The organism is Allobosea spartocytisi (assembly GCF_014764685.1).
Lineage (GTDB): Bacteria > Pseudomonadota > Alphaproteobacteria > Rhizobiales > Beijerinckiaceae > Allobosea > Allobosea spartocytisi.
On the sequence record NZ_JACXWY010000020.1, the window covers coordinates 33,572 to 56,742 of the forward strand.

The window sequence follows — 23,171 nt, forward strand, 5'->3', positions numbered from 1 at the left end:
GACACCATGAAATTGGCTTCATTCACCATCGACGGCCGACAGAGCTGGGGCGTGGTCTCGGGCGAGGCGATCGCCGATGTCGGCGCGGTCCTTCACGATCGCTTCGCAGACCTAAAAGCCGTGCTCGCGGCCGATGCGCTGGCGGCCATCCCCGCCGCAGCAGCAAAGGCGGACAGTATCCCGCTGGCGCGGATCACGTGGCTGCCAGTCGTTCCGAACCCGGACAAGATTCTCTGCATCGGCCTGAACTACGAGATGCACCGTCAGGAGACCGGACGCTCGGAGGTCGAGAACCCGACTGTCTTCGCCCGCTACGCCAACACTCAGATCGGGCATCTCGCCGATATCATCAGGCCCAAAGTCTCGACCGATCTCGACTACGAGGGCGAACTCGCCGTGATCATCGGCAAGGCGGGGCGCTACATCGAGAATGCCGACGCCCGGGACCATATCGCCGGCTACGCCTGTTACAATGACGGCAGCCTGCGAGATTTCCAGCGCCATACGCACCAGTTCACACCGGGCAAGAATTTTCCCGGCACCGGTGCCTTCGGCCCCTGGATGGCGACGCCCGACGAACTGGGCGATCTCTCAGGGCTGAGGCTGCAGACCAGGGTCAACGGCCAGGTCGTTCAGGACGCCCGCTTCAGCCAGATGATCTTCGATATCCCCACCCAGATCGCCTATTGCTCACGCTTCACGCGGCTCGAGCCCGGCGACGTGATCGCGACAGGGACACCGGGCGGCGTCGGCGCCAAGCGTAATCCGCCGCTCTGGCTCAAGCCCGGCGATCTCGTCGAGGTCGAGATCGATCGCCTCGGCACATTGAGCAACGGCGTTCGCGACGAAATCTGACGACGGCCGGCCGAAGCCGTATCGGGACCGCTCCACGTCGATAGGAGCGGCCCAAATTCAGGGAGGATATCATGAAGACCCTCGATAGACGCGCATTGCTGTCCTGCCTGGCAGGCAGCCTCCTGGTCGACACGGCCGCCCGTGCGCAGAGTTGGCCGCAAAAGCCGATCACCGTGGTCGTTCCGCAATCGGCAGGAAGCAGCCCCGACATTCTCTGCCGTATGATCGCCGAGCGCATGGCGCGCAGCCTCGGCCAGCAATTGGTGGTGGAGAACAAGCCCGGCGCCGCCAATGTCGTCGGGACGCAAGCTGTGGTGCGGGCGGCGCCCGACGGCTATGCGCTGCTGTTCACCACCTCGGCCGGCCTGGTCACCAATCCCTTCACCTTCAAGAAGCTCTCCTATGATCCGCTGCGCGACCTCTCGGCCGTCGCATTCATCGCCAGGAGCAACCAGGTCATCGTGGTCAACCCGTCAGTGAAGGCGACGTCGCTCGCCGAGCTGATCGCGCTGGAGAAGGAGAAACCGGGCTCGCTGTCGATCGCCGTCGACGGGCCGCGCAACCTGTCCGGCATTCTGGGGCAGGCGATCAACAAGGCGGCGGGCACCCGCTTCGTGCTCGTGCCCTACAACACGATCTCCAGCGCGGTTCAGGACACCGTCACCGGCCGGACCGAGGTGGCGATCCTGTCGGTTTCGGTCGCGGAGGCGCATATCGAGGAGAAGGCCCTGCGTCCCATCGCCGCCGCGGGGACGCGGCGCATCGCATCGATGCCGGACCTGCCGGCGATCACCGAAATCCTCCCCTCCGCCGACCTTCAGGCTTGGTTCATGATGATGGCGCCGGCCGGGCTGCCTGCCGCGATCGCAGAGCAGCTGGCGAAGGCCGTGTCGCAGGCCACGGCCGACCCCGAATTGCAGCGCGCAGCGGCGAAGCTGGGCTTCGAGTTCGAGGCGGACGCCACCACGCCGGCGAGCGCCGCGGCCTTCCTGCGAAGTCAATACGACAGCGCCGCGAAGCTCATCCCGACCTTGGGCATCGAGCCACAGTGATAGGCCGCCCGGGCCGTTCAGGCGTGGTCGTAATCAACTGCCTTCTCCCGCGCGATCTCGATGAATCGCCTGGCGAGCGCGCTCATCGGATGCTGCTTGAGGGTGCGCAGGCCGAAGATGCGCTTCGCAGGCTGCTGCCTTAGCGGCAGCGCGACGAGAGAGCCATCCTCCAGTTCGCTGCGGACGATCTGGTGCGATAGGATCGTGATACCGTCGGTGCGGCGCACGATCTCCTTCAGCACGCCGAAGGGCGCTGCGCGGATGATGCGCTCGGGAAAAGCCAGGCCCGCCGTCGTGAACAGCGCCTCCACTAGCGTGGTGAAGGTGCTGCCTTCGGGCGGCATGACCCAAAGAGCCTCCCGGTGCTCGGTCAGGGACAGTTCCCTTTCTCCCGCGAGAGAATGACCGGCCCGGACGAGCGCGGCGACGCCGGCTCCGAACAAGGGCTCGTTCGCGATGTCCTCACGTTCGCGGCCGCTCGAGCCATGGCCGCTGATCGTGCTGATGACGACATCTATGCGGTGAGTCAGGAGGCCGGCGAGCAGGTCGTCGTCCGAGCCCTCGATTACGCTGCAGGCCATGGCGGGCTGCTCGCGGTAGAGGCTCGACAGGATGTCGGGGATGATGCTGCTCGCCGAGAGCGGCGTGCCGCCCACAATTAGCGGCCCCGCAACGCCGACCCGGAGATTCCGCATTTCCTCGCCTGCCGTCTGCAGCACGGCTTCGAGGCTCTCCGCATGCCTCAGAAGAGCCAGCCCGGCCGCGGTGAGCTTGGCACCGTGCCTCCCGCGCTCAACGAGCCGGTGGCCGGTCACATCCTCGAGCCGGGCGACGCTGACCGAGAGCGATGGCTGTGCAACGCCGAGACCCTCCGAGGCACGCAGGAGTGAGCCGGAGCGATGGATCGCCAGCAGATGTGCGAGCTGACGTGGCGAGATGTCCATTCTGCTAAAATCCGGACTTCTGCTGACTGGGTAGTCGACGGGAGAGGGTGAAACCCCGCCGATCAATCGTGGCCGAGCCTCGCGAACATGCAATAGGGCGAGCCGGAAAACCATATGCGGCGGGAGCGGCAATCCCAGGGAAACGCGACCACTGCGCAAGCAGTTCGGATCGCAATTCGGAACGGCGACATCTAAGGAAAGGGCTCCTATCCAGCGGCCCGCGGTCATGGCGTCGTCGGGGAGGAAGAGTTTGCGCCAAGAGCCTTTCAGGAAAAGACCCTGAAACGCGTGAGACGGTGACGCGGAAGACCATCTACTTCGCTCATGCAATCCGGCCGGCCTTTACAGGAGCGACGCGCCCGGGTTTGGCCCCTTGCTGACTCGTGGAGCGTCTGCTTTCCGGCAATCCAGTTTGCGCGGCGATACGATTGGCAAAGTTGGCTCATTCCCAACCTCCTGGCCTCCAGTCAATGTACGAAGCTTGCGGCTGACGGCGAGCTTTCGCGATCGACGCTTCTGCGGCAAGCTAGCCACCTGGAACTGCCATCAGCGAAGCAACCTTGGTTGGCTTTGTCAGCTCGAACAGGCCATCCGGGATCGGGTTCAGGCGATTGTGCAACCTTCCATGGCCATCTCCGCTCGCTCGTTTGCCGGAGGGCAATCGCATCGATGCCCTCCATTCATGCCATTTCTCCTGAACGCGTTCACAGGCGCGCTGTGGACGACGACCGGGAAGGGGCTCAATCATGGAAAAAAGCGCGCTGGCCTAAAGCTCGAAAGCTCTGGTCGCGTCCTTCCATTAACGATCTCGTCGGCGGCCATCGCCCCTAAGACCGGCGACAGCGTCGCGCCGCTATGGGTGACCATGACGTAGTAGTTCTCGACACCCGGCACCGGGCCGATGGCCGATAGACCGTCCTGCGGAATCGGCCGCACGGTGACGCGCGCGGCTTCCGGCTTGAGCGGGGCGAGGCCGGGCAGAATGCGCAGCAGGCGGTCGACGAGATCCTGCGCCTGCTCCATGCCGGGATTGACGCCGATCTCCGGCGTCACCGTGGCGTCGGCTGCGCCCCAGTGCAGCATCAGGCGCCCGGCTCCATCCGGCCGGAAGTCGCAGATGGGGCTGGCGATGACGCGCTGGATGCTGGCCGGAACGGGCGGCGTGAAGACGAGGAAACCGATCGTGGGTGCCAATGGCACGTTCGGCGCTGCGGCTCCGACCGTGTCGTTGGACCAGCGCCCGGTGCAGTTGACGACGATGTCGGCATGGAAGGTCTCGCCGCCCTCGCTGCGCACGCCCTTCGCCCGGCCTCCCTCGACGATCAGGCCGGCCACCCTGGTCTGCGTCCGCAATGTCGCGCCATGGCGCCGCGCCGCACTCATCATCGCATGGGCATAGACCACCGGGTCGAGCCAGCCATCGTTTGGGTACCAGGCGATCGGCGCGTCGCCGACGGCCTCGGGCGCGATGTCCGGCTCCAGCTCCAGCAACTGCTTGCGGTCGATCCATTCGGCCGCATAGTCCCAGCTCCGCAGCCGCTCGACCTTGGCCTTCAGCGCGGCTTGCTCGGATTCCGCCCGCCACTCGATGCGTCCGCCGCCGTGCCACCAGGGCGTCGCGCCGAACTCGTCCTTCAGCGCCGCATGGGCCCGCATGCCGGCCACGTTGAGGTCGTGATAGGCACGCGGCGTCTTGTTCGAGGAGTTCGTCCAAGCGAAGGAGATGCCGGATGTCCCGCCGCCGACGCGTGTCGCCTCGAGCACGGTGACCTTGGCGCCGGCGCGCGCCAGCCGGTAGGCGACCGACGTCCCGAGGACGCCGGCGCCGACGACAATGATCTCAGTCATGATCCATATCCGCTAGAGAAGGGGGAGGTTCGAATAGGCTTACGCCGCGCGCTTCGCAGCCCAGCCGTCGCGCACCAGCGATTTCAGTTCGGCGAGCGACATCGCTTCGAGGCCGATCTCGCCGAGCAGATCGTTTTCCGCCGCGAAATCCCGGCCATAGAGCGCCGAGAAGATGTCGACGCCGGCCTGGTGCAGCGTCGCGGGCCGGCCGGCGAGCTTGCCGAGCAGCACTGTCGGATGCAGGCCGAAGGGGGCGTCCTCTAGGACATAGCGCGTGTCGATACTGCTCGGTCCGTTGCCGCCATTGCCGCGGGCCGCGAGCTGGCGCGCCATCTCGCCGACCGGTCCGGGCTCGACATGGAAGGAGAGATTGTAGTGCTCGCGGATGGTGCGGACCTTGTAGCCGGCGGCTTCCGCGATGGCGAGACGCTCGGCGTCGAGGGCTTCGAGCAGGCGGCCGACGGAATCGGTGTTGTTTTCGTTCTGCCCCCAGGTCTCGCCATGCTCCATGCGGGTGAAGTTGCACAGCGCGATGCCGAGATGGTTCTGCGGGTTGAGATTGGACAGCGAAATCGCCAGCGCGTCGTCGCGCTGGACGAAGCGATCGCCGAACAGCTGCTGGCAGATTGTCAGCCCCCGCTTGGAGGCCGAGACGGGAATCGTCGCGATGTCGACCTTCGAGCGGACGGTCGAGACGTTGACGCTGGCATCTCCGGTCCTGCGCCCGGCGGTCACCGTCGTGCCCCAGACGACGACCGGCACGTCGAGCCCTCGCTCGGCGATCTTGCGGGCGATATAGAGGCCGCTGAACGAGGTGTGGGAGCTGATGATGACGACCTGCCCGACCGCGAGATGCGGGGCGGCGGCGTCCATCGCCGCGCGGTGGCCATTGGCCGGCAGGGCGAAGAGCACCGCCCCGGCCCCGGCGACCGCCTCGGCGGCGCTCGCGGCGACCGCGACCTTGAAGCTGCCGGTCAGGCTGCCGGTCGCCGTCAGAGGCTCGCCCTTGGCGAGGCTCCGGCCGCTCTTGCCGGATGGCGACCACAGCACCGGCTCATGGCCGAGGGAGGAAAGAAGGGCGGCATTGCCATAGGCAATCGAGCCCGCACCGAGCACAGCGACACGCATCATCTTGATCCTTGGGAGTTTTGTGGTGGTTTGGGAGGGTCGGACGAGATCGCCCGGCCCGTCGCAACGAGGCCCGGGACGTCAGTAGGTGTACCCGGCCTTTTCCATGTACTGCTTCGCCAGGTTGAAGTCGTAGGCGATCGGCTTCAGCAGGTCTTGGTCGTAGAATTCCGAGGTGAAGGGCATCGGCACCGTGCCGGGCTTGCCGAAGCCGGCAACGACGTTCTTGATGATCTGCTCACGCGGGATCATGTGGCTCATCGCCTTGCGGACATACATCGCCGCTTCCGCGGCGCGGCTCGGATCCTTCTTGCCGAGCGGCGTCTCGACGCCGGTGCCGAAGACCGGATGGTTCAGGTTGAGGCAGGTCTGCATCCACTTGAACGAGTCGAAGCGATTGACCTTGCCCCATGACGGATCGACGGTGCTGAGCAGGCCGCCGACATCGTACATCGGGTCATGCGCGTCGATGGCGCCGGATTTGATGGCGCTGAGCAAGGCATCGGCGCCCTCGATGTTGACCACGTAGAAGGTCTTGACGTTGCCGTCGGTCTTTCGCCAGTAGTTCTCGTTCTTGCTGTATTTGTAGGCCTTGCGCGAGGGGTCGAAGCCCTGCGGGATCCAGGGCCCGGTGCCGACGCCGCCCTTCGCCGCGAAGACCTTGCCGTCCGAGGTCTTGACCGGGAAGGTGCCAAGCCAGGTCGAGATGACGTGGCCTCGCAATTCCTCCGGCTTGATGTCCTTGTAGGCATGCTTCGGCATGATCGCGATGACCGGCAACAGGAAGTCGTAGAACAACATGTTCGGTTGCGGTAGCGTCACCGTGATCTCGTGCGTGCCGGTCACCTTATAGGCGTCGCGCGAACCCATCACCGCTGACAGCGTTGCCTGGAACAGGCTCGCATAGGTCTTGTCGATGATCGTGTCCCAGGTGAACTTGACGTCCTCGGCGGTGAACTCCTCGCCGGAATGCCATTTCACGCCCTTGCGCAGGCTGATGACCCAGCTCTTGCCATCCTCCGAGCCTTTGACCGTTTCAGCCAGCGCCGGGACAAGCTTCTTGTTGGCCCAGCTGTCATATTCCATCAGCGCGTTGTAGACCGGGCCGAATATGTTGGATTCATTATAGCCGCTGCCATACATCGGGATGAGCTGGCTCGGCGGCTGCCAGGAGGCGAAGGTCGCGGTGACGTCACCGGTCGCGCCCTCGATCGACCAGTCCTCCGGCCGCGGATAGAAGACCGGGTTATAGGTCGTCGATTCCATCCCCTTCAGCTTCGGATTGGTGATGATCACCTCTTCCGGATAGAAGACGATGTGCAGCGGCTCGATCTCGTACCAGCGCTTCACGAAGGCGGCCATCGCCGTCTTGCGGTCCTCGGGCGTGATCGCGCGTGAATATGTCTCGATGGCCGCGTCGATCTGCTGGTCGGCGACGCGATAGTAGTTCTGCCCGTTCGGAGGCACGTTCTTGCTGTGGAACAGCGCCTCGGGGCTTGGCGCCAGCCCGTTATAGTAGATCCGCTCCGAATACATGTCGAAGCCACCCTCGACATGGGTCTTGCCGCTGTCGTTGGCGCGCCGCGCGATGACCACGGAAGGCGGTTGGTAGCTCGCATTGACGTCGATGCCGAGCCGCGCGAACTGCTTGCCGATCAAATCGGTCCAGATCATGCGCGACTGCAGGTTGTTGAAGATCATCAGATAGAGCTTGAAGTGGGGCGGCTTCGCCAGAGCGGGCTCGGGCAGGCCGCCGGCGGCGAGCGCAGCGGCCCCCGCGCCGGTCCATTTCAGAACGTCACGTCGCGTCGATTTCTCAGACATCGTTGTCCCCTCTTCTGGTTGATTGGAAACGGAAGTGACGGTGTCGCTCAGGCCTGGAAGCGCGCCGGGCGAAACGCCTCCAGCTCCGGCCGCTGGCGGCCATGCAGCACCTCGTCTGCCACGGCCTGGCCGAGGAAGGGCGAGAGCGTGACGCCGCTATGGGTGACGACGACGTAGTAGCCGTCGACCCCGCGTGCCGGCCCCACCGTCGACAGCCCGTCCGCCGGAATCGGCCGCATCGTGGTGCGCACGGCCTCGGCCTTGACGCCCTTCAACCCCGGCAGGATCTCGGCGGCGCTGGCGATGGCGATCCGCGCCTCCTCGCAATCCGGCGTGCGGCTTTCCAGTGCGGCGAAGCGGTCGTCGAGCGAATCCTTGCGCACCATCAGCCGCCCGGCACCGTCCGGCCGGACATCGACATCGGGGGCGTGGAAAGGTCGGCGCAATGCGACGCCGACCGGCGGCGTGAAGACCAGGAAGCCGATCGTCGGCGCGAGCGGCACGTTCGGCGCGGTCTGGCTCACGGTCTCGTTCGACCAGCGACCGGTGCAGTTGATCACGAGATCGGCCTCATGGAGCGCGCCGCTTTCGTCCCGCGCGCCGACGACGCGGCCATTGCGCGTTTCCAGCCCGGTGATCCTGACGCCGGTCTTGAGCGCGGCACCGTAGCGCTGGCGCGCGGCACGCAGCATGGTGCCGGCATAGAGCACAGGATCGACCCAGCCCTCCTCCGGGCAGAACACGATCTGAGCCTCGTCCGGAACCGCATCGAGGGCGATTTCCGGCTCGAGCTCGCCGAGGCGCTTCTTGTCGATGAACTCGGCCGCGTAGCCCCAGTCGCGCAGCCGCTTGACCTTCTCGGCCTGCGCAGCGGCCTCCGCCGGATCGACGCGCCATTCCAGGCTGCCGCTCTGGTGGAACCAGGGCGTGGCGCCGAATTCCTCCTTCAGCGCCGCATGGGCCCGCATGCCGGCGACGTTGAGGTCGTGATAGGGGCGCGGAGTCTTGTTGTTGGAGTTGGTCCAGGCGAAGCTGACGCCCGAGGTGCCGCCGCCGATACGGTCGGCCTCCAGCACGGTGACCTTCGCCCCGCCCTGCGCCACCCGGTAGGCGACCGAGCTGCCGACGATTCCGGCTCCGACGACGATGATGTTCATCATGGCATGTCCTGTGGGTCTGGTCCGCATTAGCGCGGGTTGTGGCAAGCGAAGGCGTGGGCGCCGTCCGGGGCGGCGAGCGGCGGAACCTGTCGGGAGCAGATCGGCAGCGCCGCCGGGCAGCGGGTGTGGAAGACGCAGCCGGAAGGCCGCTTCACCACGCTGGGAATCTCGCCGCTGATCGCGTCGCGCGGCTTCTGCCGGGCCGGATCGGGCACCGGAATCGCGGAGATGAGGGCCGCGGTATAATGATGGCGCGGCTGGGCGAAGATCTCGTCGACCTCGCCGATCTCGACGAGATTGCCGAGATACATCACCGCGATGCGGTTGCTGAGGAAGCGCACCGAGCTCAGATCGTGCGAGATGTAGAGATAGGAGAGCTTCAGCTCCTCCTGCAATTCGGCGAGCAAGTTGAGGATCTGGGCGCGCACGGAGACGTCGAGCGACGACACCGGCTCGTCGCAGATCAGCAGGCGCGGCTCGACGGCGAGCGCGCGTGCGATGCCGATGCGCTGGCGCTGGCCGCCGGAGAATTCATGCGGGTAGCGGTCGGCATGCTCGGCCGGCAGCCCGACGCGCTCCAGCAGCGCCTCGACCGCGCCGTCCCATTGCGCCGGGGGAACGAGGCCGTGAACCCTGAGCGGCTCCGACAGGATCTGCCGGACGCTCCAGCGCGGGTTGAGCGAGAGATAGGGATCCTGAAAGACGTATTGCATCTGCCGGCGCAGCGCGAGCACCTCCGGCCGGCGGTCGCGTGAGAAGGTCGCGCGCACATCGGTATCGCCGAGCCTGATCGCGCCGGAGCTCGGCGGGACGAGATGCAGGATCGAGCGAGCGGCGGTGGTCTTGCCGCAGCCGCTCTCGCCGACGATGCTCAGCGTCTCGCCCTCGTCCAGGCTGAAGCTGATGTCGTTGACGGCGCGGATTTCCCCGGTGACCTTCTGGCGGAACAGGCCGCGCCGGTGCAGCGGATAGCTCTTCACCAGCCCGTCGACACTGAGCAGCGGCTTACGGCTCGTACGCTGGCGGGGCTCGGGCACGGGAGCGATCGCGGTCTCAGCCATGGCCGGGCACTCCAGCGCTGCCGCGCTTCAGGCAATGGACGACGCGGCCGGGCTCGATTGCGGCGGCCTGCGGCACGAGCCGCGTGCAGTCCGGCGCAGCCTCCGGACAACGCCCGGCGAAGCGGCAACCGCCGCCGAGCGGCTGGCCCGGCGTCGCCGCGAGCCCGACCGTCGGCAGGCGCTCGCGCCTCCCTTCGGCATCAACGGCGTAGCGCTTGTCGATCCGCGGCGTCGAGGCGAGCAGGGCTTGCGTATAGGGGTGCGACGGCCGGGCGAAGACGGCGTGCTTGTCGCCGGTCTCGCAGACCTGGCCGGCATACATCACGGTGATCCGGTCGGCTATGCGCGCCACCACGCCCATATCGTGGGTGACGAAGATCATCGACATGCCGAGCCGCTGCTTCAGATCCTCGAGCAGGTCGAGGATCTGCGCCTGGATGGTGACGTCGAGCGCCGTGGTCGGCTCGTCGGCAAGCACCAGCGCCGGATTGCACAGCAGCGCCCGCGCGATGCAGACCCGCTGCTTCATGCCCCCGCTCATCTCATGCGGGTATTGCGACAGGCGCGGACCGGGATCGGTGATGCCGACGAGACGGAACAGCTCCTCGACGCGCTGCAGTGCAGCCGCGCGCGGCAGCTTCTCGTGAACCTTCAGGATCTCGGCAAGCTGGGCGCCGACAGTCAGCAGCGGATTGAGCGAATAGCCGGGGTTCTGGAAGATCATGGTGAGGCGCCGCCCGCGCAGCTTCTGCATCTCGCGCTGCGATTTCGCCGCGAGGTCCTCGCCCTCGAACAGGATGCGCCCGCCCGCGATCCGCGCTGGCGGCGGCAGGAGGTTGAGGATCGCCAGGCTCGACAGCGTCTTGCCGCTGCCGGATTCGCCGACGATGCCCATCGTCTCGCCGGCACGCACCTGATAGCTGACATCCTCGACGACCCGGATCGGCGCGTTCCAGGGCGGAAACTGGATATGCAGTTTCTCTACCGAGACCAGCACGGGCGCCTGCGAGGCTGCAGCCTCGGGCTGTCCGGGCAAGGCGGCAGCGGCCTGCGTTTCGGCGGCGACGCTCATCATCAGACTTTGGCCCGCGGGTTGAAGGCGTCGGTCAGCCCATCCGCCAGAAGGTTGAAGCCGAGCACGGTGATGAAGATCGCGAGGCCGGGGCTCAGCGAAGCCCAGGGCGCGACCTTGAGCGCCTCGTAGTTGAAGTAGAGGAGCTGGCCCCAGCTCACTGCGGCCGGATCGCCGAAGCCGAGGAAGCCGATCATCGCCTCCGCCAGCACGGCGCCGCCGATGCCGAGCGCCACGATGACGACGAGCGAGGGCAGGGCGTTCGGCAGGATGTGGCGGAACAGGATGTCGCCCGAGGTCGCGCCGATGCAGCGTGCCGCCTCGACGAATTCCTGGTTCTTGAGCCGCAGGAACTCGGCCCGCGTCATCCGCGCGATCGGCGCCCAGGAGAAGACGCCGATCAGCAGGATGATCACGCCGAGATTGAGATAGGGCACGCTTTCGAAGGGCGTGTTGACGATGGCGACGCCGAGCAACCGCACCACGGCGAGGATGACGACGAACATCGGGATGACCAGGAAGAAATCGGTGAAGCGCATCAGCACCTCGTCGGTGGTTCCGCCGCGATAGCCGGCAAAGCCTCCGACCAGCACGCCGATCACGGAGGCGATCGACATCGCGCCGAGCCCGACGGCGAGCGCCGTCGGCGCGCCGTAGATCAGGCGGCTGAGCACGTCGTAGCCCATGCGGTCGGTGCCGAGCCAATGCGTCCAGCTCGGCGGCGCCTTGGCGCCGGGGTCGAGCATCGGGCTCTGGTCATGCGCATCGAAGGGCGCGAGGAAGGGGCCGATCACCGCTGTCGCGACGACGAGCATGACGAGCACGAGGCCGAGCATGCCGGTGCGGCTCTTCGTGAAGCGCTGCCAACCTTGCCGCCAGATCCCCTTTGCGGGCTTGGGCAGCGGCTTTGGCAGGGATGCGTGGCTCGCGATCGTCTGGTCGGTCACGCCGCTCACTCCAGGCTGATGCGGGGATCGATGAGGACGTAGATCACGTCCGTCAGGAGGGTCGTGCAGATCAGCATGAAGGCGATGACCGCACTCGCGCCCATGATGACGGGGTAGTCGAGCTGGTGGATCGCAGCGACATAGAGGGAGCCCAGCCCCGGCCAGGTGAAGACGGATTCCGTCACCGGCGCGGTGCCGAGCATCAGGCCGATCAGCAGCCCGAGATAGGTCAGCATCGGGATGAAGGCGGCCCGCAGCGCGTGAACGTAAATGACGCGCCGCTCGGGAATGCCGCTGGCGCGCATCGCCGCGATGAAGTCGCTCTTCAGCACGTCGACCATGTTCGAGCGCATCAGCAGCGTCAGCGTCGCGGTGTTGAAGAAGGTCAGCATCGCGACGGGCAGCACCATGTGCCAGAGCGCGTCGAGCGTCGGGCTGCCGCCGAGCGGGTTGCGGGTCGAATAGGCGCCGTAGCTCGGCAGCCAGTCGAGCGTGTAGGAGAACAGGAAGATCAGCAGGATGCCGAGGAAGAAGGCCGGCAGGGACTGGCCAAGCAGCGCCGTGCCCATCACCGCGAAATCCGAGCGCGAATGCTGGCGGCGGGCGGCCGTGACGCCGAAGAGGATCGCGATTGCCAGCGCGATCAGGATGGCGGGGACCTGAATCTTGAGGGTCTGCCAGCCCCAGGTCAGGATCAGCGAACCGACCGGCTGGTTATAGACGATGCTGGTGCCGAAATCGAGGTGGAGCAGCCGCCCGAGCCAGAGCAGGTAGCGGGTGAGCGGCGGCTGATCGAGCCCGTAATAGGACTTCATGCGCTCGATCACCTCGCCGGTCATGCCGGGCGTCTCCGCCATCATCAGCTCGATCGGATTGCCGATCGCGTTGATCAGGAAGAAGATCGCTGCGCTGACGCCGAGCATCAGGATGATCGCAAAGATCAGCCTCCTCGTCAGAAAGACGAAAACCCGCATTGCGGCCAGTATCTCCCGTTCAGATTGACCATAGATCTCCCGTGTTCTGGATGCGCTGTGCGGCGCAGCCAGGACCGGGTCCCGTTTGTTTGATCTATGTCAATGACAGCGAAGGTATGGACCGGAAATCGAGGCGTCAAAGAATATGATTTTGCCAGTTCATTCCTGCAGGTTATGGCGTCCGTGCCGACCTGGACCTTTGCGGCGCCCTCCCGCTCCTCACGAATCCGCGCTGTAGCCGAGCCGTTCCAGCTCGTCCTCGATATCCCGGATCAGTGCGTCGGCCAGCGAGGAGCCCGTCAGGGTGTTCGGACGCAGATGCCAGACCGGAGAGAAGATTTCCGGCGTGAAGGGCTTCGCGACGAGGCCGCGTCCGATGAAGCTCTGCGCGTTGAGCTCATCGACCAGCGCGATGCCGGCGCCGTTCGCGACCAGGGCGCTGGCGACGTTGGCCATTGGCGCGTCGATGAACATGCGCGGCAGCACGCCTGCCTGCTCGAAGACCTTCTCGACGAAGATGCGACGATCCGGCGATCCGATCGAGACGAAGTTCTCGCCGTCGAGATCCTCGGGCCGGATCGTCTTCAGCCCCGCGAGGCGATGGCCTTCGGGCACGGCACAGACATTGGGGATGCGCGCGATCAGGCGGCACACGACATTGGGATGCGGGGTGAAATGTTCGGTGATCCCGACATCGATCTGCCCGGCGATGACCCATTCGATGATGCGGTCGGAGCTGCGCGAATGCAGCTTGACCGAGGTCTTCTCGTGCTGCCGGCAAAAGCGCGTCAGCAAAGGCGGGATGAGCGTCCCTGCCAGCATCGGCATGACGCCGAGATTGAGCCGCCCGAACTGCAGTTCGCGAATGTCCTTCGTCATCCGCTCGAGACGTTCGACGCTTTCCCAGGTCCGCTGAACCTCCGCGAAATACAGCTCGCCGTCCCGTGTCGGCTTGAGGCGTCCCTTCATGCGCTGGAACAGGATGATGCCGGTGCTGCGCTCGAGCTGGTTCAGCATCTTGCTGGCGGCCGGCTGCGAGACCGACATCATCTCGGCCGCCTGGGTCAGCGTGCCGAGATGCATGATGTGGCGGAAAAGCTCGACATGCCTGAGATTCACCGTCATCCGTCCCCTCGCAGACATGCGACCGCTGCGTCCTGTGCCCGTGGCTGCGCAGTTCGCGGAGCGATACTCCCCCAATGGCGTCCTGCGGGGAAGCGCCTGAGGCATTGTGGGAAGGCCCCGGGCAGAGAGCTGGGTCGGCCGCGGTCAGGCTCAGCCCGCCGCGCTCCGGAAAGGCGGCGGCGGCTTGAGGCTGGCGATGAAAGTTTCGACCAGCTTGCTCGTCGGCCGGCCGCGCTGGCGGAACAGGAAGATCGGAACCCGTATCGCCGGCCGGAAGCTGCGAAAGATGAGGCCATGGCCGTCACGCATCCGCGCCGCCTCGCTGTCGACGATGCCGACGCCGCAGCCGGCGGCCGCGAGCGCGCAAATGGTCAGGCCGAGACTTGCATCGATGATCGTCCGGGGATGCTGGCCGTCGCTTTCCAGAGCCTGGGTCAGCTTGCGGCGGAACTCGTCCTCGGGGCCGAGCGCGATGATCCTCTCATTCGCGAGATCGGATGCCTCGATGAAGGGCTTGCCCGCGAGCCGATGCCCTTCCGGCAAGGCGATGACCCCTTCGAGGTCGAACAGCTTGCGACGGGAGAGATTGTACTCCTCGCTGCGGAGCTGGGCGATGCCGAGATCGATCTCGCCGCTGCCGACCAGCCGCGCGGCGTCGGCCGAATTGCTCGAATGCAGCGAGATCGTGACGTCGGGATGCGCTTCGGAGAAGCGGGCGATCATCGCCGGAAGCCAGGCGATGCCCAGCGCGGGAATGGTGCTGACGACGATGCGCCCCTGTTTGCGGTCGCTGAGACCGGCGGCGAAGCGCGCCAGATTCTGCATGCCGAAATAGGTGCGCTCGACCTCGGTATAGAGCAGCCGCGCCTCCTCGGTCGCGGCGATGCCCTTGGTCGTGCGCGCGAAAAGCCGCAAGCCCAGCTCGGCCTCCAGCAATTTGAGGGCCTTGCTGACCGCGGGCTGCGAGATGCGCAGGATGTTGGCCGCCTCGGTGATCGAGCCGGAATCCATGATCGCCTTGAAGACTTCGACCTGGCGGTAATGCATGGCATGACCATAACCTGAGTTCATATAGATCGTAAATTTATGAATTTGAGGCAGATCGAATGCTGTGATCTGCTGACCGATGTCGCCGTTATCCGCACTTTCGACCGGATGACCGGGAAGGCGGCCAAAAAACCAGAGACTGACTTCGCACCGGGACGGTGGTGGGGCGCTCGCGCGCGCCATGACGCTTGCCCGGACCGACGAAATTGCCAGCTTGGGGAACAGCAGAACATGCGCAGCCTTCGTCATTCCTGCACCGTGGCGGCGTTGGCCACGGGCCTCTCTTTCCTCGCCGCCCAGGCCTTCGCGCAGCCCGCCGGGGTCCTGCGCGTCGCCGTGGGTGCCGATCCGGCGACCTTCGACCCGGCCTTCAACGACCTGCCGGTCGGCAATGCGGTCGATCTCGCGGTGCTGGAGGGGCTCTTCCGGCTCGATCCGCAGAACAACGTCCAGAAGAGCCTCGCGACGGACTCCTCCTTCTCGCCGGACGGCAAGGTCTTCTCCGTCAAGATCAGGGCGGGGAAAACCTTCAGCAACGGTGACCCGCTGAACGCGGAGGCGGTGGCCGCGAGCTTCAACCGCATGCTCGACGAGAAGACCGGCTCGATCTATCGCGGGCTCTACGCTTCGCTCGGCACGGTGAAGGCGGTCGGCGAGGATACGGTCGAGTTCCACATGGCCGAGCCCAACGGCCACGTGCTGATGCTGCTCGCCAGCACCGCAGCCAGCATCGTCAACGTCAAGGCGCTCAAGGAGATGGGCGCTGAGTACGGCCGCAAGCCTGTCGGCTCGGGCCCCTATATGGTCGAGCGCTATGTCGGCGGCGAAGGCTTCCGCCTCGTGCCCAATCCGAAATATGCGGGCGATTATCCGGCCACGCTGAAGGCGATCGAGTTCACCGTGGTGCCGGAGGACGGCTCGCGCATGGCGCTGATGGAGACCGGCGCCGCCGACATCGTCGAGCGCGTACCGCCCGAATCGATCGCCGCGATCAATGCGCTCAAGAGCGCCAAGGTCGTCACCCCGCCGAGCATGTTCTCGATCAACATGGAGATGGTGCTGCGCGGCCCGCTGGCCGATCCGCGGGTGCGCCAGGCGCTGAACCTCGCCGTCGATCGCGAGGGCATCGCCAAGGGTGTCCTCGGCGGGCTCGGCACGCCCTCGGTCGGCATGGTCGGCCCCGGCACGCAGGACGAATTGCGCAAGACCTTCCCGCCGATCCCGTTCGATCCGGCCGGCGCCAAAAAGCTGCTCGCGGAAGCAGGCTACAAGCCCGGCCAGCTCGCGCTCAGCTTCACCTGCCCGACCGGGCGCTACATCAAGGACGTGCAGGTTTGCCAGGCCCTGGCCGGCTCCTTCGAGGATGTCGGCATCAAGGCGACGCCGCTCGTCGTCGATCGCGGGACCTGGACCAAGGTGGTCGGCATGGAGCCGGCCCAGCGCACCGACAATATGGGCATGGTCGGGCGCGCCACGGCGGGCATGGACTACACGCTCTACCGCCTGTTCTACACCGGCGTCGGCGCCAACCGCACCGGCTATTCCAATCCGCGCGTCGACGCCCTGCTGAAGGAAGGCCGGGCCACGACCGATCCGGCGAAGCAGAAGGCGATCTATGGCGAGGTCCAGGAGATCGTCTGGAAGGATCAGCCCTTCCTCTTCCTCTGGTACCAAACCCAGGCGATCGGCGTCGCCAACCGCGTCCAGGGCTTCGCCGTCCAGCCCAACGAGACGCTGGTCTTCGACAAGGTGACCCTGAACTAGCGCTTTCTCGAGCGAAGTGGGCACGGGTTCGCGTGAAGAAAATGCGATCAAACAAAGAGTTGGAGCATTTCCGCGTTTCTGGAAAACGCGGAAATGCTCCGGCGCCACGCAAGCGGAGGGCCGGACGATGTTCGTTCTGAGACGCCTGGGCGGAGCCCTGCCGACGCTGTTCGCGGTCTCGCTGCTCGTCTTTCTCTTCGTCGACCTGATTCCGGGCGACCCGGCGCAGATTCTCGCCGGGCCGACCGCCTCGAACGAGGAGATCGAGAGCATCCGTCAGTTCCTCGGCCTGAACGAGCCTTTGCTCACGCGCTACGGCCATTTCCTGCGCGGCATCTGGGACCCGGCCGTCGCGACCTCCTTCCGCACCCATCGCCCCGTCGTCGTCGAACTGGCGGAGCGGCTGCCGAACACGCTGATCGTCTCGATTGGCGGGCTCGTCATCGGCGTCGTCGTCGGCACGCTCGCCGGCATTGTCAGCGCGATGCGCCCGGGCGGCTTCGCCGATGCGGCGATCACCGTGCTGACGCTCGCGGGGATCTCGATGCCGATCTACTGGCTCGGCCTGCTCTGCATCTGGCTCTTCGCGGTCCATCTCGGCTGGCTGCCGGCGGCCGGGGCCTCGACACCGGCGCATTTCGTCCTGCCGATCCTCGTCATCGCCACGCGGCCGGCCGCGATGTTCAGCCGCCTCGTCGCGGCCAGCCTGACCGAGACGATGGGCAAGGACTATCTCGACACCGCCCGCGCCAAGGGGCTGAGCGAAACCCGTGTCGTGCTCGCCCATGCCTTGCGCAACTCGCTGATCGCGGCGGTGAGCGTCGCCGGCGTGCAGTTCGGAGGCATGCTCGGCGGCTCGGTCGTCACCGAGACTGTGTTCGGCATCCCCGGCGTCGGCCGGCTGCTCGTCGATGCGGTCTCGCGCGCCGACTATCCCGTGATCCAGTACGCGATCCTGATGTTCGCGGTCTTCTTCGTCGTCATCAACCTCGTCACCGACCTGCTGACGCAATGGCTCGACCCGCGCACCCGCGAGCAGGAGAGGCCGGCATGAGCCTGGTGCAGGACATGGCCGCCGGCGCTCCCCCTCTCGCCGCGAAATCCGACGCTGCCCCTCCGCGCCGGCGCTGGACCCTGCTGTGGCGCATCCTCGCCCAGCCCAAGGGCGCGATCGGGCTGACGCTGGTCGTGCTCTACCTGTTGCTCGCGGTCTTCGGGCCGATGCTGGCGCCGCAGGATGCCTTCCGCCAGAACTTCGCCCAGACCCTGCGTCCGCCTTCCGCCGCCCACTGGTTCGGCACCGACCAGCTCGGCCGCGACGTTTTCAGCCGCGTGCTGGTGGGTGCGCGCGCGACGCTCGGCATCGGTGTCGGCGGTGTCGCCGTGGCGTTCCTCATCGGCGTGCCGCTCGGCATCCTCGCCGCCTGGCGGCGCGGCTGGATCGAGGCGGTGCTGATGCGCGCCATCGACATCATGCTGAGCTTTCCCGACATCGTCTTCGCGCTAGCGGTGGTAGCGATCCTCGGCGCCAATACCCAGAACGTCATCATCGCGGTCGGCGTGGTCGCGGTGCCGGTCTTCGCTCGCACGGCCCGCGCCGTGACGCTGAGCATCCTGGCCGAACCCTATATCGAGGGCTCGGCCGCGCTCGGCGCCAGCCCGGCCCGCATCATCCTGCGCCATGTGCTGCCGAACATTTCGGGCACGCTCCTGACGCTCTCGACCCTGCTCTTCGCCTCGACGCTTCTCTCGGCCTCCGGCCTCGGCTTCCTCGGGCTGGGCACGCAGCCGCCCTTCCCGGAATGGGGCACGATGCTCGGCGAAAGCCGCTCCTATATTCGCAGCCACCCTTATCTCGCGACCTTTCCGGGGCTGTTCCTGGCCGTCTCCGCGCTTGCCTTCAACCTGCTGGGCGAAGCGTTGCGTGTGATCTACGACCCGACCAGCCGGCGTACTGCCCGGAGGGCGCCGCTCTTCGCCTTCCTGCGCCGCGGTTCCCCGACAATTCCCGCCACTGCTCCCGACGCTGTGAACGCCGTTTCGGTCAAGGCCCTGCGCATGGCCTTCCGGACCCGCGACGGCCTGCTCGATGTCGTGCGCGGGGTCGATCTCGCGATCCGTCCGGGCCGGACGCTGGCGCTGGTCGGCGAATCCGGTTCCGGCAAATCGACCTTGCTGCGGGCTATCGGCACGCTCGCCAATCCACAGGAGGTCGCGATCACGGAAGGAGCGATCGGCATCGGCGGGCAATCCGCGCTCGGGCTTTCCGCGACGGCCCTGCGCGAGCTGCGCCGACGCAAGATCGGCGTCGTCTTCCAGGACGCGGCGAGCGCCCTCAACCCGGTCCTGACGGTCGGCGCCCAGCTCGCCGAGGCGGTGAGCGCCGGATCGAGCCTCGACAAGGAAGCCGTCCGGCAGCGCTGCATCGCCCTCTTGAAGGATGTCAGGATCGCCGATCCCGAGCGGCGCCTGGCCATGTATCCGCACCAGTTCTCGGGCGGGATGAAACAGCGCATCGTCATCGCGATCGCGCTCGCCCAGGACCCGCAGGTTCTGCTCGCCGACGAGCCGACCAGCGCGCTCGACGTCACGATCCAGCAGCAGATCCTGGTCTTGCTGCGCGAGATTCAGGCGAAGCGCGGCATGGCGGTGTTGCTCGTCACCCATGACCTGGGCCTCGTTGCTCGCTTCGCCGACGACGTCGCGGTGATGTATGCCGGCCGCATCGTCGAGAGCGGCGAGGTCGCGACCGTGCTGGAGCGGCCGCTGCATCCCTACACGCTGGCGCTGCGCGCCTCCGCGCCCGGTGCCGGCGAGGGGCGCGGCCGGCCGCTGCGCAGCATTCCGGGCGAGCCGCCGCTCATTGGCCAGTTCCCGGCGGGCTGTACCTTCCGCCCGCGCTGCCCGCGCACGCAAGGGCGCCCGGACTGCGCCGAGCGGGAGCCCGAGCCGCGGACCGTCTCCGGCCGGCAGGTCGCCTGCCTCTTCGCCGAGGAGGGCCTGTCGTGAACGCGCTCTTCCGCCTGCCGCCCCGACATCCGGACACCGAGAGCGACGACATCGTCGTCGTGGATGGGATCAGCCGGCATTTCGGCGGCCGGAAGACGCTGTTGAGCCGCGTCGCGGCGCCGGTGGTGCGCGCCGTCGACGGCGTCTCGTTCAGCGTCCGGCGCGGGACCTGCTTCGCCATCGTTGGCGAATCCGGCTCCGGCAAGAGCTCGCTCGCCCGGCTCGTCGTCGGCTTGCTCAAGCCCACTGCCGGCGAGGTCACGATCGACGGCACCCGGCTCTCGACGCTCGACAAGACCGGCCTGCGCGCGCTGCGCCGCAAGGTCCAGCTCGTCCTGCAGGATCCGCGCGCCTCGCTCGACCCGCGCATGACCGTATTCGACACCCTGGCAGAGGCGCTGACCGTGCATGGCCTGCATCGCGAGCGCGCCGCCCGCGCCGCGCGCATCGATGCCGTGATCGCCATGGTCGGGCTGAACCCGGCGCATCTGGTCCGCTATCCACACGAGCTCTCGGGCGGCCAGCGCCAGCGCGTCGCCATTGCCCGCGCCATCATCTGCGAGCCGGATATCCTCGTCCTCGACGAGCCGGTGAGCGCGCTCGACGTTTCCGTACAGGCGCAGATCATCAACCTGCTCGCCGAGCTGCAGGCCCGCCTCGCGCTGACCTATATCGTCATCACCCATGACCTTGCCCTGGTCGCCCACATGGCTGACGCGGTTGGTGTCATGTATCTCGGCCGCTTCGTCGAGCAGGGCGATGTCGAGGAGGTCTGCGGCGCGCCGCGTCATCCCTATACGCGCAGCCTGATGGCGATTGCCGCGCCTGCGGTGCCGCCGCAGCGCGCCGGGCGCCCCGCTTTGCTCGAAGGCTCGATCCCGAGCCCGCTCGCCATACCCAGCGGCTGCAGCTTCCACACGCGCTGCCCGCTCGCTCGCGAGCTCGCCGCCGAGGGCCTGCCGGGCGTCAACACGCCCGACGGACGCCTGCCGCGCCGCTGCGTTGAGGAAACGCCCGTTCTCCACCCTGCGCCCGGGGGCCGCAGCGCCGCGAGCTGTCATTTCGCGGTTGAACGCCCCCACATCCAAGAGAGTTGAAAGACGAAGGATTCGATCGATGTCCGATCACAACAGCGCCTCCGAAGTCGTCATCGTCGGCGGCGGCATCTACGGGACGAGCCTGGCCTATCAACTCGCCAAGGCGGGCCGCAGCGTCACCCTGCTCGAGGCCGGCGAGATCGCTGGCGGTGCCTCGGGCGGGCCCGGCGAGCGTGGTGTGCGCGCCAGCGGCCGCGACCTGCGCGAATTGCCGGTCTGCGCGCTGGCCCAGCAACTCTGGGCCGAATACCAGGCCAGGATCGAGGGCGGCGTCGGCTACCGCCGCGTCGGCGGTCTCAAGATCTACGACGTCTCCTACGGCCATCGCGAGCACGAGGTGCGCGGCCGCATGGAAGCGACCGCGATGGTCCAGGCGAGCCTCGGCACACCCTCCGAGGTGCTTTCGCGCGACGAGGCGCTCGCCCGCGAGCCTGAGCTTGCTCCCGGCATCCTCGGCGCGATCTGGTGCCCGCATGACGGCGTCGGCGACCACAGCTTCGCGACGCGCCAATTCGCCAAGGAGGCGGCTAAGGCCGGCGCCGTCATCCGCACCGGCGCCAAGGTCGCCGAGATCGTGCAGACGCGCGGGGCGGTGACGGCGGTCAAGCTCGCCAGCGGCGAGACGGTCCCGGTCGGCTCGCGCCTCGTCGTCGTCGCCAATGCCGGCGCCGAGGCGCTGCTCAAGCCCGTGCTGAAACCGCATGAGCTCGGCCCGGTCTGGAACCTGATGCCGCAGATGCATTTCGTTTCGAACCCGCTGAACAGGACGATCAACCACCTGCTCTCCCATGCGCATCGCCGGCTGGCGGTGAAGCAGCTCCCGGACGGCACGATCATGCTCTCGGGCGGAGCCCATGTCGGCTACACGCCGGAAGGGCTGTGGAAGGGCTCCCTCAGCTCGATGACGCAGAACGTCACCGACGGCCTCCTGACCATGCCCTTCATCGACAACTCCAGCCTGCTCAGCGTCGACGCGTCGCGGGTGGAGGCTGTCGCGGCCGACCAGATTCCGCTGATCGGACAGGCCGAGGCGTTGCCGAACCTGATTTACGGCTATGGCTGGTCCGGCCACGGCTTCGCCATTTCGCTCGGCTTCACCAGGCTGTTCAGCGAATGGATCGCGACCGGCGAGAAGCCGGAGGCGCTGGAGCCGTTCTCGCCGCTGCGCTTCCACAAGCCGGCCGAGATGCTCAAAGCCGCCGCGCTCGGGCGCGCCGCGGCCTGACCCCTCCACACCATCGACGCCAGCCGGCGGATGCGGCCCTGCCCGCATCCGCCGCAGGACAGGATCTGGATTCATGCTGACCGATTTCGACCCCGCCCGCCCCGGTAAGACCGTCCACGACCTCGGCCCGATCGCGGGACCACCGGAGGGGATCGCAGGGGAGATCCTCTGCTGCATCAATAATGGCGAAGGCCCCTCGGTGCTGCTGCTCGGCGGCATCCATGGCGACGAATACGAGGCTCAGATCGTGCTGCGCCGCCTGGCGGAACGGCTGACGCCGACCGATGTCAGCGGGCGCGTCATCATCATCCCCTCGCTCAATTTCCCGGCCTCGCAGAAGGGCAAGCGCCTCTCTCCCTTCGACGGCCAGAACATGAACCGCTGCTTCCCCGGCAAGGCGGACGGCACGCCGACGGAACGGCTCTGCGCCTTCGTGACGGAGCGGCTCTTCCCCGTCGTCGATCTGCTGATCGACGTTCATGCCGGCGGCAGCGACGTCTCGGTGGTGCCGATGGTCTTCGGCTTCGCGACGCAGAAGAGCGTGGTCGACGATGCCCGCCTGAATCGGCTGATGGAAGCCTGGGGCTACCGTTTCGTCCAGCATGTCGACGGCATCGACGAGACGGCCTGCGGTGCCGCCAAGCTCGCCGATCTCGCCTCGATCGAGGTCGAGGGCGGCGGCGGCCGGATGAAATCCGAAGAGCTGACGATCATGGAGGACGGCCTCCTGCGCGCGCTCGCCGATTTCGGCGCGATCAAGCCGCAGCTAGAGCCCGTGCCCTTTGCCGGCGTGCATTTCAGCGCCGGGTCGGACGGGCAATATCTCGCTCCTGCGCCTGCACTGGTGGAACATTGCATTGAGCTCGGCGACAAGGTTGAAAGTGGGCAACTAGTAGCGCGACTGCACCCGATTGGCGGCGTTTCCGCGAATGCGCTTGAGATCAAGGCGCCGGTGTCCGGCTTCGTCCTGCGGCAAACCGAGCATGCTTTTGTGGCCAAGGGGCAGCTCGTTGGAAACATAGGCAGCCTGATCTAGGCA

General features: G+C 66.7%; 19 protein-coding genes. 8 read left to right on the forward strand and 11 right to left on the reverse strand.

The window, feature by feature from the left end; genetic code table 11:
* Positions 1-6: 6 nt before the first annotated feature.
* Complete coding sequence (locus tag IED13_RS23170; protein WP_191125608.1) at positions 7-855, forward strand: fumarylacetoacetate hydrolase family protein; 849 nt, start codon at positions 7-9, stop codon at positions 853-855.
* 71 nt (positions 856-926) lie between these two features.
* On the forward strand, positions 927-1,907 hold the full coding sequence (locus IED13_RS23175; protein ID WP_191125609.1) for a Bug family tripartite tricarboxylate transporter substrate binding protein: 981 nt from the start codon (positions 927-929) through the stop codon (positions 1,905-1,907).
* A 17-nt stretch (positions 1,908-1,924) separates the two neighbouring features.
* Here IED13_RS23175 and IED13_RS23180 read toward each other — a convergent pair whose 3' ends face one another.
* The 11 genes from IED13_RS23180 to IED13_RS23230 form a co-directional block, all read right to left on the reverse strand.
* Positions 1,925-3,079, reverse strand: coding sequence for a LysR substrate-binding domain-containing protein (locus IED13_RS23180; RefSeq protein ID WP_191125610.1), 1,155 nt, complete (start codon positions 3,077-3,079; stop codon positions 1,925-1,927).
* Positions 3,080-3,595: 516 nt separating this feature from the next.
* Positions 3,596-4,699 carry an NAD(P)/FAD-dependent oxidoreductase gene (locus IED13_RS23185; RefSeq protein ID WP_133560831.1) on the reverse strand — a complete coding sequence of 368 codons (1,104 nt, stop codon included), beginning with the start codon at positions 4,697-4,699 and terminating at the stop codon, positions 3,596-3,598.
* Between the two features lie 39 nt (positions 4,700-4,738).
* On the reverse strand, positions 4,739-5,827 hold the full coding sequence (locus IED13_RS23190; RefSeq protein ID WP_113252922.1) for an NAD/NADP octopine/nopaline dehydrogenase family protein: 1,089 nt from the start codon (positions 5,825-5,827) through the stop codon (positions 4,739-4,741).
* A gap of 81 nt (positions 5,828-5,908) precedes the next feature.
* A complete protein-coding gene (locus IED13_RS23195; RefSeq protein WP_038363347.1) occupies positions 5,909-7,651 on the reverse strand; it encodes an ABC transporter substrate-binding protein in 1,743 nt (580 codons plus the stop codon).
* Positions 7,652-7,698: 47 nt separating this feature from the next.
* On the reverse strand, positions 7,699-8,811 hold the full coding sequence (locus IED13_RS23200) for an NAD(P)/FAD-dependent oxidoreductase (RefSeq protein ID WP_191125611.1): 1,113 nt from the start codon (positions 8,809-8,811) through the stop codon (positions 7,699-7,701).
* A 26-nt stretch (positions 8,812-8,837) separates the two neighbouring features.
* Entirely contained in the window at positions 8,838-9,872 is a 1,035-nt protein-coding gene (locus IED13_RS23205) for an ABC transporter ATP-binding protein (protein WP_191125612.1), read from the reverse strand.
* Positions 9,865-10,944 carry an ABC transporter ATP-binding protein gene (locus IED13_RS23210; RefSeq protein WP_191125613.1) on the reverse strand — a complete coding sequence of 360 codons (1,080 nt, stop codon included), beginning with the start codon at positions 10,942-10,944 and terminating at the stop codon, positions 9,865-9,867. The genes IED13_RS23205 and IED13_RS23210 overlap by 8 nt, the downstream gene beginning before the upstream one ends.
* Positions 10,945-10,946: 2 nt before the next feature.
* Positions 10,947-11,891: an ABC transporter permease gene (locus tag IED13_RS23215; protein ID WP_133560827.1), complete on the reverse strand. Its 945-nt coding sequence runs from the start codon at positions 11,889-11,891 to the stop codon at positions 10,947-10,949.
* A gap of 5 nt (positions 11,892-11,896) precedes the next feature.
* Positions 11,897-12,865, reverse strand: a complete 969-nt coding sequence (locus IED13_RS23220) for an ABC transporter permease (RefSeq protein ID WP_113252927.1) — start codon at positions 12,863-12,865, stop codon at positions 11,897-11,899.
* A gap of 219 nt (positions 12,866-13,084) precedes the next feature.
* Complete coding sequence (locus IED13_RS23225; protein ID WP_162720122.1) at positions 13,085-13,990, reverse strand: LysR substrate-binding domain-containing protein; 906 nt, start codon at positions 13,988-13,990, stop codon at positions 13,085-13,087.
* A 150-nt stretch (positions 13,991-14,140) separates the two neighbouring features.
* Positions 14,141-15,037 (reverse strand): LysR family transcriptional regulator, encoded by an 897-nt coding sequence (locus IED13_RS23230; RefSeq protein WP_191125614.1) that lies wholly within the window; start codon positions 15,035-15,037, stop codon positions 14,141-14,143.
* 231 nt (positions 15,038-15,268) lie between these two features.
* On the opposite strand from IED13_RS23230, the gene IED13_RS23235 reads away from it, so the two are divergent.
* The 6 genes from IED13_RS23235 to IED13_RS23260 all read left to right on the forward strand — a co-directional run bounded on the left by IED13_RS23235 (position 15,269) and on the right by IED13_RS23260 (position 23,168).
* Entirely contained in the window at positions 15,269-16,801 is a 1,533-nt protein-coding gene (locus tag IED13_RS23235) for an ABC transporter substrate-binding protein (RefSeq protein ID WP_038363356.1), read from the forward strand.
* A 127-nt stretch (positions 16,802-16,928) separates the two neighbouring features.
* Entirely contained in the window at positions 16,929-17,855 is a 927-nt protein-coding gene (locus tag IED13_RS23240; RefSeq protein ID WP_038363357.1) for an ABC transporter permease, read from the forward strand.
* Positions 17,852-19,810, forward strand: coding sequence for a dipeptide/oligopeptide/nickel ABC transporter permease/ATP-binding protein (locus IED13_RS23245; RefSeq protein ID WP_191125615.1), 1,959 nt, complete (start codon positions 17,852-17,854; stop codon positions 19,808-19,810). The genes IED13_RS23240 and IED13_RS23245 overlap by 4 nt, the downstream gene beginning before the upstream one ends.
* Positions 19,807-20,907: an ABC transporter ATP-binding protein gene (locus IED13_RS23250; protein WP_191125616.1), complete on the forward strand. Its 1,101-nt coding sequence runs from the start codon at positions 19,807-19,809 to the stop codon at positions 20,905-20,907. The genes IED13_RS23245 and IED13_RS23250 overlap by 4 nt, the downstream gene beginning before the upstream one ends.
* A 19-nt stretch (positions 20,908-20,926) precedes the next feature.
* Positions 20,927-22,132 (forward strand): NAD(P)/FAD-dependent oxidoreductase, encoded by a 1,206-nt coding sequence (locus IED13_RS23255; protein ID WP_142023173.1) that lies wholly within the window; start codon positions 20,927-20,929, stop codon positions 22,130-22,132.
* A 73-nt stretch (positions 22,133-22,205) separates the two neighbouring features.
* A complete protein-coding gene (locus IED13_RS23260; RefSeq protein WP_191125617.1) occupies positions 22,206-23,168 on the forward strand; it encodes a M14 family metallopeptidase in 963 nt (320 codons plus the stop codon).
* The last annotated feature ends 3 nt before the right edge of the window (positions 23,169-23,171 follow it).